The 14436-nt window shown below is 38.9% G+C and carries 9 protein-coding genes and 4 pseudogenes; 6 read left to right on the top strand and 7 right to left on the bottom strand.

Annotated features, from left to right (window positions below):
- Positions 1-800: 800 nt before the first annotated feature.
- A pseudogene (locus CALSC_RS24930) lies at positions 801-1614 on the top strand (IS5 family transposase).
- Between the two features lie 149 nt (positions 1615-1763).
- Here the strand turns inward: CALSC_RS24930 and CALSC_RS26150 are convergent.
- Both CALSC_RS26150 and moaB read right to left on the bottom strand, forming a co-directional pair.
- Positions 1764-1991: a hypothetical protein gene (locus CALSC_RS26150; RefSeq protein ID WP_143288384.1), complete on the bottom strand. Its 228-nt coding sequence runs from the start codon at positions 1989-1991 to the stop codon at positions 1764-1766.
- A 385-nt stretch (positions 1992-2376) separates the two neighbouring features.
- Positions 2377-2895, bottom strand: coding sequence for a molybdenum cofactor biosynthesis protein B (moaB, locus tag CALSC_RS24920; protein WP_088243885.1), 519 nt, complete (start codon positions 2893-2895; stop codon positions 2377-2379).
- A gap of 238 nt (positions 2896-3133) precedes the next feature.
- Between moaB and CALSC_RS27735 the strand changes: the two are divergent.
- The 3 genes and pseudogenes from CALSC_RS27735 to CALSC_RS24905 all read left to right on the top strand — a co-directional run.
- A pseudogene (locus tag CALSC_RS27735) lies at positions 3134-3615 on the top strand (IS6 family transposase); the annotation flags it as partial.
- A gap of 371 nt (positions 3616-3986) precedes the next feature.
- Positions 3987-4778 (top strand): RNA ligase family protein, encoded by a 792-nt coding sequence (locus CALSC_RS24910; RefSeq protein ID WP_088243884.1) that lies wholly within the window; start codon positions 3987-3989, stop codon positions 4776-4778.
- Positions 4779-4876: 98 nt separating this feature from the next.
- The gene (locus CALSC_RS24905) at positions 4877-6013 is read left to right on the top strand and encodes an AAA family ATPase (RefSeq protein WP_088243883.1); all 1137 of its coding nucleotides are present in this window, start codon (positions 4877-4879) and stop codon (positions 6011-6013) included.
- Between the two features lie 83 nt (positions 6014-6096).
- Here CALSC_RS24905 and CALSC_RS24900 read toward each other — a convergent pair whose 3' ends face one another.
- Positions 6097-6924, bottom strand: a complete 828-nt coding sequence (locus CALSC_RS24900) for a dienelactone hydrolase family protein (RefSeq protein ID WP_143288383.1) — start codon at positions 6922-6924, stop codon at positions 6097-6099.
- A 116-nt stretch (positions 6925-7040) separates the two neighbouring features.
- On the opposite strand from CALSC_RS24900, the gene CALSC_RS24895 reads away from it, so the two are divergent.
- Together CALSC_RS24895 and tnpA are read left to right on the top strand one after the other, a co-directional pair.
- On the top strand, positions 7041-8288 hold the full coding sequence (locus tag CALSC_RS24895; protein ID WP_088243881.1) for a PQQ-dependent sugar dehydrogenase: 1248 nt from the start codon (positions 7041-7043) through the stop codon (positions 8286-8288).
- Positions 8281-8571 (top strand): annotated as a pseudogene (gene tnpA / locus CALSC_RS27730) (IS200/IS605 family transposase); the annotation flags it as partial. The gene CALSC_RS24895 and the pseudogene tnpA, both read left to right, overlap by 8 nt.
- A gap of 307 nt (positions 8572-8878) precedes the next feature.
- Here tnpA and CALSC_RS24885 read toward each other — a convergent pair.
- The 4 genes and pseudogenes from CALSC_RS24885 to CALSC_RS24870 form a co-directional block, all read right to left on the bottom strand.
- Positions 8879-10135 carry a serine hydrolase gene (locus CALSC_RS24885; RefSeq protein ID WP_235006946.1) on the bottom strand — a complete coding sequence of 419 codons (1257 nt, stop codon included), beginning with the start codon at positions 10133-10135 and terminating at the stop codon, positions 8879-8881.
- Positions 10136-10591: 456 nt separating this feature from the next.
- A pseudogene (locus tag CALSC_RS24880) lies at positions 10592-11412 on the bottom strand (Rpn family recombination-promoting nuclease/putative transposase).
- 116 nt (positions 11413-11528) lie between these two features.
- Entirely contained in the window at positions 11529-13358 is a 1830-nt protein-coding gene (locus tag CALSC_RS27725; protein WP_235006944.1) for a hypothetical protein, read from the bottom strand.
- Between the two features lie 37 nt (positions 13359-13395).
- On the bottom strand, positions 13396-14436 hold a 1041-nt coding region (locus tag CALSC_RS24870; protein ID WP_143288382.1), incomplete at its 5' end, for an IS1096 element passenger TnpR family protein.

Genomic DNA, 14436 nt, shown 5'->3' with positions numbered 1-14436 from the left:
ATTACATATTATTTAATCCACGTTCCTTAAAGCAATCTTTCCTCATCAGAAAGGTTGCTTTTTGCATAGGCTGTAAAGTTTCAAGATATATGAGACTGTCAGGGTTAAAAAATTGTTTACTACTGTTCAAAGAGTAATCAATCATTATCTGAAAAATAATCAAAGCCGAAAATACATTACTGTCAAAATTGATTAGGTGAATATCCATGCTTAACAAGGAAATCAATGTTAATAAAAAACTAGTAATTCGTGCAATGATAATGGTTTTGACATTCTTACTTTCAATGAATGTAGAAATTGAAATTATTAGACCTAATCTGACAGTAAAGATTAGTACAAAATCTAATCCTATTCAGCAAGTTACTAAGCTGCTTGAATGGTTTTAGAAAGCAATAATAGTTTGGGAAGTAGGCAAACTACCTGCTTCCCTTAATTGGGGATAACTGGGGATTCAGAAGCTTTTATTGAAGCAATTTTGAATCCACCCAAGCCCTCGGATGCTTTGCAAGAAGCAACTTCACGTTACAAGCAAGTAATGGAAAACAATGGCATAAACGATTGAATTGCTTGAATTTAATCATCTAATTAGGTTTATAAATCAATACCAACCATTTTTTTATTCTACTTAATCCCGCTGATTTTATTATTTATTGAGTTCGGAAAGTGACAGAAGAGGGGTATCAAGAGCAAAGTTGGTGATGCTCGATCCTAAGAGGATGTTTGAAAAGTCGGCAATTGAGTAAAAAAACTCTCAGGGCGTAAGCTGTTAATAAGTAAATACAACAGCACCACTGAGAGCAATGAATAAATCATACTCTACCAACCTTACCCAAGACCAATGGGAACTTATTGAACATTTGATTCCAGCACCATTACCTGGTGGTCGTCCAAGAGAAACGAATATTTGGGAGGTGATGAATGCCATTTTTTATGTTCTGTATGAGGGATGTCGGTGGCGAGCATTACCTGGCGACTTTCCAAACTGGCAAACCGTTTACACATATTTTCGTAACTGGCGCAAGGATGGAACGTGGGTAAGAATGCATGACAGATTACGGGAGTGGACTAGAGTTGGTTCGGAGCGATCGCCAAGCCCCTCTGAAGCTATTGTGGACAGCCAAAGTATCATGCATTGCAGCAATGGTGAGTGAAGCAGTCGGTTATGATGCAGGTAAAAAGGTCAAGGGACGCAAACGGTTCGTAACAGTAGATACTTTAGGCTTAGTACTACGAGTATTAATTACTGCGGCTAGTGTCGGTGAGCGTGAAGGTGGTAAACAAGTACTCAAAAAGGTCAAACAAATGGAACCTTCTGTATCGCGACTACATACAATATGGGTAGATGCTGGTTTTGACGGTAACCCATTCATGCAGTGGGTAATGGATTTCTGCCGTTGGATTATACAGGTAGTTATACGACCAAAGGAAAGCAAGAAGTTTGTATTGTTACCCAAGCGCTGGGTAGTCGAACGAACCTTGGGTTGGCTAACTTGGTGTCGGAGATTGAACAAAGACTACGAGCTATTACCTGAAACCGCAGAGACATTTATCTACATTGCTATGATTCGGATTATGGTGAGGCTTTTTGCTGAGGTGCAAGTAGAAAACCACTAATTGCTTGAGTTTTACGTTTCTGTTGTTGCATAGTTTGTTACGCTTTTTCTGCTTCCGTGAACATTTCAAATGTATTGATATGGTTTTGAGGTTGATTGACAATGCTATTGATTAATATTTTCCAGTGATTCGTTAAGCAAGTTATAGTATCAGCGACTGAGCCATTTTCCTAAATCTCCAGTTCTATAAATTAAATCTTGGCGATCATTTTGAATTTTTTGAGCTAATTGAAGACTATTGTATGTACGTGGTTCTTTTTTGAGCCAGTAGAACATTCGCAATCTCTCTTTACTACTTCCATGTGTTGCGTATTTCAGCGCTTTTTCCAATTCCTCTTGACTCTCTTGAATTTCGACTTGCAATTTTAAACCCATCATGCATACACCAAATGCACCCTTGCCGATAATTTAGCGCATCTTCATACAGAAATGGTATGAAGATACTTGATACAATCAAGTATTACGTATGTCAATAATTTTTAAATTTATACCTACATCGCGGAAAAGTGTTTGACGATAAATATCAGATTTAAATGAAATCCTCACCCTCTCTCTATTACAGGTATTTTGATGTTGAAGCGAAGACAAAAGCACCTCTGTTCTACCCATTTTTTTCCGGGCTGTTGGGGTAATTTAGCACTTAAAATCATTGAACAATCATTAAATATTGGGCGGAATCATCCCATGATTCCACAACACTAATTTCACAAATTGCAGTATTCTCACTTAAGAATCAGCATCTGTTTTACAGGGTATCACCGATTTATTTTTCCATTAACCGAGGAATTAATTGAGCTAAATTACAAGGAAGATTGCGAGAATCGAGTTGTTCTTTAATGATTTCCCATCCTGTTTTACAAGCACCAGAAGAACCGGGTAAACAAAAGATATAAGTTCCGTTAGCAACACCAGCCAAACAGCGAGATTGAATTGTAGAAGTTTTTATTTCCTGATAAGAAATCATCCGAAAAATTTCGCCAAATCCTTCAATCTCTTTATCTAATAAAGGTTTAATTGCTTCTGGTGTACCGTCACGTCCCGTAACTCCCGTACCACCGGTTGTTAAAACAACTTGAATAGATTCATCAGCAATCCACCGAGATACAACTGCACGAATTTGATAAATATTATCGGGGACAATTACTTTTTCTGCTAAATTATGTCCCACAGAATTTAAACTATCAACTAATATTTTTCCAGATTTATCATCAGCTTCAGTCCGAGTATCAGAAACGGTCATTACAGCTATTTGTAACGGAATTAAAGATTCATTATTATCCATTATTTGTTACTTATTACTCCTTACTCATTACTCATCTAAATTTTATATTCTTTCGCGACAATTGAGAAAGTTTCGTTACCTCTATCAATTTCATATCCCTCTCAATCTCATTTTGGTTTTGTCACAAAAAATAGGGGTAATCATGTAGTACGTTAGTACACAAGTAATACTACTTATTCTTTCATGTCTGCCGATTAATCCCAAACAAACTTTTAAATAGCGTCATTTCCAGAACACAATTATCTTGGTTAATGTTCGCTGGTATCTCCGATATTCCTTAATTTACAGAGATTTGGAGGAGATAATCTTAGAGAGGGGTTTGAAGGTTTACCACTCCACCATCTGCCGTTGGGTTCATAAATATGCTCCTGAAATTGATAAACGCACTCGTCCTTATCTCAAGCCAATTAGGGATTCCTGGCGAGTTGATGAAACCTATGTAAAGCTCAAAGGAGAATGGAAATATTTATATCGGGCAGTAGATATAGCACTACGCAATTACGTTAGGACATTGCTGAAGGCTGAAACCTATGAACAGTAAACTTATTACTTATTACTTATTACTTGCGCGTAGCGCTATAGTCAAGGGAACACATTAGACTTTATGCTGAGTGCAAAGCGAGATAGAAAATCAGCAAAAATATTTTTCAAAAAATTTTGAAAGCCAGACATAACAAACAGCCTAGAGTGATAAATGTAGATAAGAATCCTGCTTATCCTCCAGGGTTATTCTGTCTTTTCAAACTTTTTGCGACAGAACCGGGTAGCCTATCCTCTTACCAAAATCTGCAATATTAAGCGATAATCCAGAGAAGTAGCTACCGCTAACGCAAAGAAATCAAATCGAACAATCATAGATTTGTTGTTGAAATTGGGAATAATTTTTTGCACTTTCCTAAATTCTGGAATTACTATCCCTGCTAGTGAAGTATATTTATATAAGAACAGTCCCCTTATAAACCAAAGGTTAAGACCAATGTAGTCCCTCGTCTCAATCAAATGCACACCAATGACGAATCTAAGCAACCCTCGCTAGCTTATTCGTTTCAATCCGTCGCGTAATTATTTGATTGCAGATTATCGAGGTAAAAATGGAACAAATCTATAAATATCCGCGCACCCATCACATCCAAGGTTCGCGGTTACAGCCTGGGGATGAAGATTTATATAGCGTTCCCTTTATTGCTATTCAAAATCAGTATGTAGTGGTTGAGGAAAAAGTTGATGGAGCCAATGCAGCCATTAGTTTTACCCCTAATGGTGAAATTCGATTGCAAAGCCGGGGACACTATTTAACAGGAGGAGCCAGAGAAAAGCACTTTAACTTGTTTAAGCAATGGGCTAATACCTACGTCGTAGCCTTTTGGCAAGTATTGGGGAGTCGCTTTATTCTGTTTGGAGAATGGCTATATGCTAAACATACAGTTTTTTACGATGCCTTACCCCACTACTTCCTCGAATACGATGTGCTGGATTTAGAAAAGCAAGTATTTCTTAGCACTACTAGTCGTCAGCAGTTACTAGCTGGATTACTCCTGGTTTCCGTACCCGTACTATTTTCTGGAAGAATCAAATCTTACCAGCAATTGCTCGGCTTCATGAGTAAATCCCACTACCAAACCACCGCACATCTGGAGCGTTTTCGGCAAATTTGTCAAGAGAAAGGAATTGATGTGGAACGTTCTCTAAAACAAACTGACCAAAGTTATTTGATGGAAGGTTTATACATCAAAGTCGAACCAGATGATACCGTGACAGCCCGATATAAATACGTGCGTTCTGACTTCTTGACAACCATCCTCCAATCCGATGGACATTGGCTCAATCGCCCAATTATACCGAATCTTCTGTGTCCCGATGTTGATCTGTTTGGTCGCATTTGAGCATTAAAGAAACGTCAGAAACCAGGTTTCTTTGAATAATATCAATTCACTACAAGTTTTACCTTGTAGTGAGAAAGAGATGAAGTGAGGATAAAAACATGAATATCTCAGTAAAACCATGGCTTTTCCCCCATTGTCCGGAGGAAAAAGATTGGTCGATAAATTGGTCAGCCTTAGAAGCAGAGTTTGATTGGTTGCGATCGCTTGCCGATTGTCTCCAAGATCCACGTTACCACGGTGAAGGCGATGTTCTAGTTCATACTAAATTGGTATGTGAGGCATTAGTAGCATTACCCGCATGGCGAGCATTACCACAGAGCAAACGTTCGATATTATTTGCTGCTGCTTTACTACATGATGTGGCTAAGCCGAGTTCTACTCAGGTAGAAGCGGATGGTGCCATCTCCTCTAAAGGTCATGTACTCCAAGGGTCAAAAATGACACAGGAAATACTCTGGGATTTGGGCGTACCGTTTCCAGAAAGGGAAGCGATTGTAGCTTTGGTCAAATACGGCAGTTTACCCCTGTGGTTTTGGGATAAGCCCAACCCAGAAAAAGCTGTAATTAAAGCCAGTCAAATTATCCGTTGTGATATGTTATCTATGCTGGCAGAAGCAGATGTACGAGGACGCTATTGTGATGACCAGGGGCAATTATTAGAGCGTATCGAGTTTTTCCGCGAATTTGCTCAAGAAAATAACTGTTTTGACCAACCATACTCATTCCCATCATCCCACAGTCGGTTTGTATATTTCCAGAAAGAACATGGGAATCCAAATTACCAGGCTTATGATGATACCCGCTTACAAGTGGTGATGATGTCAGGATTACCTGGTGTAGGAAAAGATACTTGGATTCAGAACAATCTGCCTGACTTCCAGGTAATCTCCTTGGATCGACTGCGACAGCAAATGGGTGTCGATCCTGGAGATAACCAGGGTGCGGTGGTGAATGCGGCTAAAGCGATCGCTAAAGAATATATGCACAATGGGCAATCATTTGTCTGGAATGCGACTAATCTTAGTCGTCAGTTGCGGACTACACTGATTCGCCTATTTGCTAATTATCAGGCGAGGATTCGCATTGTTTACTTAGAAGCACCTTGGCAGGAGTTACTAAAACGCAATCAAAACCGCACTCATCAAGTTCCAGAAAAGGTACTTTATAAAATGAGAAATCGTTTACAAGTGCCCAATATTACTGAAGCACATCAAATCGATTGGGTGATAGATTGATTTTCATGGCGACGTAAGTAAGCGATCATGAAGTGCTAACAAGAAGTAAAGTTTTAACACGTTTAGAGTATACTTGATGACAACTACTTTTCAAATTGTTCCTGCAAAAATTCAACTACACGCTTAAAAACTCTATTAGTCGGATGCTCTGGGTTACTACTAAAACCCAAAGTCAAAACAGCATGAGAATCTTGAGGAATGCTATATGGATTATTCGGTTTAGAATTAACCACCATTGTCTCCAATACTGTTCCTTTTTTCCAACATAGTTCAGCACTATCCTCAATTGTGTCGGTTTCTTTCCCAAACTCTTGACGCAAAGTCTCAAACTTTTCCGGTGGGCTAATTGAATCTTCAGAAAATCGCAAAGCTAAAATTGGAACTCCACTGTTCGCTCTCTCCTTAGCATTTTGTAAATCATCTGGTGATATTCCCAAAGCTTTTTTATGAGTAGATGTAATGCCAAATGGTAAGGATGGCTGACTAGCAACAGGAGCAATTACAGAATCATCAGCCATTAAGGATAAAGCAAAACCTCCAGTAAGACACATGCCAATTACCCCCACACCTTGTCCACCACATTCTTGTTTCCCATGGCGACAAAGTGCTTTCAACCAATCTGTAATAGGACTCGATTTATTTTTAGCAAAACAATAAAATTCTTTACTAATGCAAAGTTGAGCTGTATATTTTGCCATGCCTAGCGCAGAAAGAGGTTTATCTGGTTCTCCAAATAGCAATGGCATATAAACCGTAAAATTCTCCGCCAGTCGTCTAGCTAGGTCAACACATTCAGGAATCATGCCTGGTAACTCGTGCATTAGTATAACAGCTGGACCACTACCTTTTTTATAAACTAAGCGTTTTGATGAACTATTGTCAGAAAAGTAAAATGTACTAAAGTCTTCCATATGATGTTTATTTTGTTTCAATTTTTTATCAAACTGAAAAACAGCTTTGCGATTGCAGCTAATTGTATTTTTCAAAATACCCGATAAATTGATTACAAGTACAGCTTTAACAACCGATGAAAACTAACATCACTCGCTTAATAATAGGAACGCTGAGTGCAACTATTTTATATGCCCTTGTAGCTTGTTCTCCTACAAATAATTCCTCTTCTTCGGCACAAAGCGGTTTTCAATCATCGAGCGCACAGAATACCAATAGCTCACCATCTAATAATCCCCTACTATCGGGCAGTAATGTTGCTGTTGCGAAAAATTTTAAAGCAACAACGGTATTAGAAGGTTTAGAACGACCTTGGAGTATGGCATGGCTGAACGATGGAACAGTCTTAATCACCGAGCGTCCGGGGAGATTGCGAATTGTTCGTAATGGAGCTTTAGACCCCAATCCCGTCGCGGGAGTCCCAGAAGTTTTCGCGGTTAGTCAAGGAGGCTTGATGGATGTTTCGGTGCATCCTAACTTTCAAAAAAACCGCCTGGTGTACTTTACCTACTCCCATGGTACCAACCAAGCTAATCGTACCAGAGTTGCTAGAGCAACATTTGACGGGTCAAGTTTGAAAAACTGGCAGGTTATTTTTCAAGTTTCTCAAACAAAAGCACGGGGTCAACATTTCGGTTCGCGTATCGTTTGGCTACCAGATAATACCATGTTAGTCTCCATTGGAGATGGTGGTAATCCACCAAATAAACTTAATGGGGACTTGATTCGCAAACAAGCTCAAAATCTTAATTCTCATTTGGGCAAAGTTGTCCGTTTAAACGATGATGGTTCAATACCCAAAAATAACCCCTTTGTTACATCTAAAAATGCTGATGCAGCGGTTTGGAGTTACGGACATCGCAACATTCAAGGAATGACCTTTGACTCAGTTACTAATAAATTGTGGTCCACTGAACATGGTTCAAGAGGTGGTGACGAATTAAATCTTGTGGAAGCAGGAAAAAACTATGGTTGGCCATTAGTTACTCACAGTAAAGAATATACTGGAGGAGAGATTTCCAACCAGCGATCGCGACCAGGTATGATAGATCCAAAAGTAGTTTGGACTCCTGCAATCGCACCTTCAGGATTAGCATTTTACTCGGGTAAACGCTTTAAACCATGGAAAGGAGATTTGTTTGCAGGGGGATTAGTTAGTCGCGATGTTCGTCGTATTGATTTGGATGCAAACAGTAATATTATTAGGGAAGAATCTATTCCTATTGGTAGGAGAGTGAGGGATGTACGTCAAAGTCCCGATGGAAGGCTATACATTTTGACAGATGAGCAAAATGGCCAACTCATAAGCATTGAACCTAATTGAAGAATTATTAGCTAAATGGGACTGCAAGCTTGTAGACTTCAACTGAGAAAATGACCATATACACTGTATTTTTCAATATCACCCTGATATTGAATTGAGTAAATTAGTCAATAATTTGAAATCAGTGTCTTCTAGAAAGTTGCGTCAAGAGTTTTCAGAGCATCTTGCAGAAATTTATTGTCAAGAAGTATTTTGGAGCGGTTCTTATTTTGTCGCGTCTTGTGGTGGTGTAACCGTCTCTACATTGCGAAAATATATTGAAAACCAACAGAAACCAGGTTAATGCTCGCTTCCTCCACATCTTCCCTACCTCCCTTCCCATTGGTAGGGAAGATTGTCGTCACCTCCCTCGCATTCATCACAACGCCTACTCGAAGAGAGGCGTGATACTTCTGCTGTTCTAGTTAAATCGCATTAGACAACTGCAAAAATAATCATGGGATAAGTAATCAAACAAAAATATTTACCATTATTACAAACTACGTTAAATAATCCTAACCCTTGTGATTGCTTCGTTTCACTCCGTTACACTCGCAATGACATTGTGTAATTAATTATGTTTAACGACTTAAACAACGCTCACCCTACCCTTACTTCCCCTCAGCTAAAAGAGAAATTGCCCCACCATACAAAGTAGAAAATCCAACTTCATCAACAGGTGCATTGCTATTATTCCAAGTACCAACCACACAGTATTGCTTACCATTCTTCCCCTGCAACCAAGTCGTCAAATTCAAAACACCAGGCTCAGAACCTCCTTTAAACGCCACCCTTTGCCAATCTTTAGCATCAGCAACCCCAGGATTAATACTCATCAAAGGTAAATCTCCAACCTCCTTCATTAATCCACAAAGCTCCTCAGCCGTAAAAAACCATTCCATATCCAAAGCCTTGGGATTAGTACCAATAAATTGATTCACATCAGGAAGTGGTAATTTCTCTATTTCCCCTAATATTTGACGGCGTTGTTTTTCCTTCCCTTGACGATAACGTTGGAGCAGCTTGTCATTTCCCGTGGCTTTTAAAACAAACAATTCCCTAGTAGTAAAAAAAGGACGATTGCGGGGTGTAATTGATTCAATAGCTTCTCTACCAACCAAATCAATTAAAATATCAGTAGCTGTATTATCACTGACAGATATCATTAAACTTGCCAGGGTTTGTACCGTGAGGGGAGAATTATCTGGCCAAGTTTGTAATATTCCCGATGGTAAACTTTTCTTATCTTCCCGTAATGTAACTACTTCCTTCCAAGAATGTTTCCCCGCAGCAATTTGTGATTTTAATGCCTTGAGTACAGCTAGTTTGAAAGCAGAACCCACAGCCAAAGGCTCTTTTGTATTCAACCCTGCCTTAACTGAAGAATTTTCTAATACTAAAAAACTCACCTTACCAGGTAGAGCCTGAAAATCCTTCACAACTTTTTCTAAACTACTTACTTTTAAAATTGGTGATTTAAACCGCAATCCAGATATTTGTTGCCGACTATTTACAACTATATTAGTTGGTAAAGAACCTTGGTCAAAAATTACCACATAATCATTGCCATCTCGCTTGACTTCTTGATAATTTCCTAATTGACCCTTGATACTACTAATAATACTTCTAATCTGAGTTATAGGTACTTGCTTTAAAAAATTGGGAGCAAACCAACTGCTAGCAACTTCCTTACTAGTAAATAACCTTTCTATCGCCGCCTTGGGAGTTATGGATGGTGTTGGAGTTGTCACCTGAGCAATATTATAGGGTTGCCAATTTACTGATGCTAACGCCATTTCCAGAAATATCAAAGAACCAGAAAAAAAAGCGATCGCTAGAATAATTATAGATAATCTTTGGTAAAACACTTTTACACCACGATATTTTAAAACTTAACCATGGACTAGCTTAACATTACAAGCTGAGTTGGGTTTTCATTACTGATACCCAATTTATGAACTCCCCCTGTTTGCCACGCTTCCCAAACTCTCTTAACTATTGTGAGTGGCAATCTGTGTAGATAAAGTTCCCTATAGCTTATAGCTTTTCTTAGTGCCATTCGGTTGAAAATCCTCTTGTTGCGTAGATGCTATCCTATGCTCAATTAATGCCAAAAGAGCCACCCTTTTCACCGGAGGTGTTACCGCAGGTAATCAGGGGGACCATCGCACACTGCCTTGAGTTTAGTAGCTTTGATTTTTTTACCGATACTTGCTCGGCAATAATCAGTCCCGCGATCACGTTCATTTTCGGATGAGATAAAGATTTCTCAGGCAATTTTTCTGTAAAATCCCCACAAGCTATAACAAATTATGAATGGGGTTCTATGGGTTTTGTTGATCTAAATATGCCTGCAAATCACCGAGGTTAGAAAAATTAAAAAAACCTGACCAAAAGCTTCTAATTCTTCTATTGATAATTTTTCAATCCGTCCCATCAACGACGAATCAATTTCGCCAAAACGACCATTAATAAGGAGTTTTGCCCATTTTAAAGCTTCTTGCTGCCTTCCCTGTTGCAAAATATCTTGATAAATCACAGATTGTTGCATAATATCCTCCCGCAAAAATTGACGAATCAAATCCCGATCAAATCGTAAACCAGCTAAAATCCCCAAACATCCGGTAATATTTTGTTGTTCTGTTATATCTGAAATTGTAGCTACTGTTTGGGCAACTTGGCTGAGTAAAGCTGTTGGTGAATCTGTTCTTGTCAAAGGTGCTAGGGGTAAAAGTCCACGATTGTTGAGAAATAACGCCGAATCTTGCTCCCATAGACGGATAACCCGATAGCGATGAATCGTTGTCTCATCTCGATATTCTTCTGTAAAAGCTATTTCGTTATTAGTTGACTGCAAAAATATTACTACTTGTGTGACTAGACACTGGTATTTTCGCTTTAACCTAAAGGAATAATCACCCATGCGAAAGGGAATTGGAGGTTTAGATAGGGGTTCGGTTTGAAATTCCAGGTGTAATATTCGATTTGCTGTTTGTAGAAAGGTTACGGAATCTGCGCGAATTGGTTCTAAGAAAAGTTCTGTTTTAAGTACATTGATATCTTGTGTTTCCACCCCCAGCAACCAACGTATAAAATCTGTTGGGTACTCTTCAGCTAAATATTTACACGCATTGTCATAACTCATTCTATTTTGGATTTTGGGTTTCTGCTCTTTAAAAAATATACCTCTTGTAGTGCGGGCATCTTGCGCGGTATTGCTATAAATTGGTTTTCTATAGAACTGTTGATGCTGCTGTGTAATCACCCTAATCCCAATTTATCCATAGCTTTCCACAAATTGCGTCGCCGTTGATGGTCAACTTGCCACTGTTTCAGTAGTATTTCATAACTATCTGAGTTTAACTCCTTGAGTGCTGCAATCCACTGGGCATGTTCAGTATAGTCAGATTTCTGAGCCAATTCAGGTTTAGGTACAAAATTATGTAAATGTTCTCGCCAATAGGACATCACCCGCTCCCATAAATCATCCGGTGCATATTCGTGCAAATACATTTGCCGAGACTTATCATCAGCAGCTGATAAATCCTTTGGTCGAATCACAACTTGGTAAAACCTGGGACAAGGGTTTTGAGGTTCAGCACATATCTCTGTCAAATCTTTAGTCAGCAGCCGTAGGAGGTTATATTCTTCACCTAAATCTACCCTATCTTCAGGTAAATTTGTTAACCACTGTGTAATTTGTGACTGAAACCAAGTCTTACCCTTGTCAGGTTCGGCAATACTATCAATTAGCCAATGCAACCACCACATATCAACGGTTTTAACCTTTGTATACAATCCCGAATAGTAGGAATGGGGTTTACTGTAGCGAATGATATGGTTGCGCCAGGATTGAAACAGAGCTTGGCGTGTATTCTCAGTAACATTTATCTCAGTAAAAGTTTGGAACATAGTTGACCAATCGTAACTATGTACAAAAGCAATCTGCTGAATTTCCAAAACCTTCACCCGTTCCGATTCTCCCAGTCCCTCAGCCGTTTGCTGATAATAGCGCAGCAGAGTTGTTTCGTTTTCCCACCCCTGATTGCTGTAATTAAATCCACTGACAACGGTAAACAGCAAGGATGTTTCCGGTGTCCAGGGGTTATCCAATCTCTTGGATTGCAGCAAAGAATCTAGGGTTTCTTGAATTACAGTTAAACTTTGAGAATAGTCTTGTTGAGCTAATAAATCCTCAATCACTGGTAGACCATTTTGCCATTGTTGGGGAATAGTGGCTCGCAGATTAACCAAATATCGCTCCGGTGCATATTGGTTGATAGCGTCCATGTAAATATGATGCCAAGGGGAGTGGGTGTTATCCAGAGTTGTTTTCCACTGTGGATTCTCCCTATTAGCGGTAAATTCAGTTAAAAGACACCGTTGCTGTGTTTCAGGTAACTGGGTGAAAAAATCCACTACAGCATCATCATCTAAGGTAATCAAAGAAAATTCCTCTTCCCAGCCCCTAATTTTTTGAGCAAACTTGAATGCATTTTGTCCCTGATTCTCAGCCACCAGCCATTCCCATTGCAAAAAGCAGGTGGTGATATGTTCTTCCAAATGAATCCCGTCGTCAATATCCATCCAATCAGGTATACCACCTGATATATCGCTCTCCATTTCTAGGAAAACTGAAGTAAAACTTTCATCAGGAGTAAACCCATGTTCAAAGGCTGTTTCAACTAGGGGTTGTATTTTTTGAGCAACCTTTTCTAGATCCTCAACAATGGTGTAATTATCAAAGTAAGGCGGCTCCCAATCAACTTCCTGGACTATATATTTCCCTTCTTCTTGGGAAGCTTCCCAAACAATTTCGTTCCATTCTTGCCACAATTGTGACCAAGTTTGGGCTAATTTAGCTAGGGAAACAGGTGGTGATTGTTTGGTTTTAGTCTGTTTTACTTGCGGTTGTGGAGTGAGAATTTGTTGCAGTGTCTGTTGCGTATTTGTTGGGAGTTGAACCAAAGCACGTTCTCGCTCTTCCACAGTTAAGGCTGAAAACAGTACATCAAGTAGTTGGGAAATTTCCTGTTGGGTTAGTGCTGTAAGGATAGATTCACCCAAATTGCTCTGTTTTTGTTTTGACATCTAGGCTAACACTCCTTTGGCATTCCCAATCTGGTTTTTAGAGGTTAATTATTACCCACTCATCTTCATCATCACCATACTGAGATGGTGGTTTACCATGAGAATTAAGAATCTGGAGCTGTTTTATTTTCTCATTAACAGATTCAATTTTCTCCAGATGTAAATCAAATTCCCACTCATCCAATAAATCAAAAATAAATTGCAGATGATTTCCCACTTCTAAGGGTAAATCTCCCAAACGAAAATCACCAGTATTGGGAGGAATATCTACAAAAGGATGACTCAATTCAAAATAACGTCCTAAACGATCCTTATAAATAAATCGGTACAGGTGTTGAATATCAAAATCAAAAGCATCAACAACCGCAACAGCCACTTCATCAAAGTTAAGATTACTGGGAATGGCTATGCGTCGCCAAGCATCAAGTAGAGAAACTTTAAATATATAAATAGCCTCAGTAAACCCTCCCTTGTTAAGAGTTAAACTTTGTTGCCATTCAGGAAAGTAGGGTTGCAGATGTGGTTGGAGTTTTTCAAAGGCAATGCGGAAATCAATACTGGTTTCTTCCTCCTCTGATTTTGATTCATTTTCAGTGTAAAATTTACCAAGGAAAGCAATCATTGCATCTCCCAAATTACAACGTTTGATAACATTAATACGCCAGCCTTTACTTGGTTCTGGTTCTCCTGGCGTGAGTTCAATAAAACCAAATAAATGTAAGAGAGCAAGATTATGAATACCTGGATAATAAGCTAATTTATCTTGTTCGGAATAACTGTTCAAAGTTAAACCTTTATTTGGTCTTTCCATCCAAAATAGCAAGCAGCGATATAACTGGTTAAAGGAGTCTCTATAATTACCTAATACTTCACTTTCTCCCCAAATGAGCCAGGATTCTAAAAGGGTAAAATATTGTTCAGTTGGGTTTAATCCTTGCCAAATTTTTAGAAGTTGTTCGTCTAAAACTAATTTTGCTTTCTTACCTTTGGTGATAATTTGAGAAAGTCCAGAAGTACGAAGGACAAAATAGAGTCCATGAATGTAAGGGTAGGATTTTTGTTGGGGACGCTTGAGGTT

The sequence above is a fragment of the Calothrix rhizosoleniae SC01 genome (assembly GCF_900185595.1).
In the GTDB taxonomy this organism is placed as follows: domain Bacteria; phylum Cyanobacteriota; class Cyanobacteriia; order Cyanobacteriales; family Nostocaceae; genus Calothrix_A; species Calothrix_A rhizosoleniae.
This window is presented reverse-complemented; position numbering and strand designations above follow the sequence as displayed.

What these genes read in the sequence shown, in the direction of transcription:
- CALSC_RS26150 (WP_143288384.1), bottom strand. Translation starts at nt 1,991, where the DNA reads ATGATGGGTTTAAAATTGCAAGTCGAAATTCAAGAGAGTCAAGAGGAA.
- moaB (WP_088243885.1), bottom strand. Translation starts at nt 2,895, where the DNA reads ATGGATAATAATGAATCTTTAATTCCGTTACAAATAGCTGTAATGACC.
- CALSC_RS24910 (WP_088243884.1), top strand. Translation starts at nt 3,987, where the DNA reads ATGGAACAAATCTATAAATATCCGCGCACCCATCACATCCAAGGTTCG.
- CALSC_RS24905 (WP_088243883.1), top strand. Translation starts at nt 4,877, where the DNA reads ATGAATATCTCAGTAAAACCATGGCTTTTCCCCCATTGTCCGGAGGAA.
- CALSC_RS24900 (WP_143288383.1), bottom strand. Translation starts at nt 6,924, where the DNA reads ATGGAAGACTTTAGTACATTTTACTTTTCTGACAATAGTTCATCAAAA.
- CALSC_RS24895 (WP_088243881.1), top strand. Translation starts at nt 7,041, where the DNA reads ATGAAAACTAACATCACTCGCTTAATAATAGGAACGCTGAGTGCAACT.
- CALSC_RS27725 (WP_235006944.1), bottom strand. Translation starts at nt 13,358, where the DNA reads ATGTCAAAACAAAAACAGAGCAATTTGGGTGAATCTATCCTTACAGCA.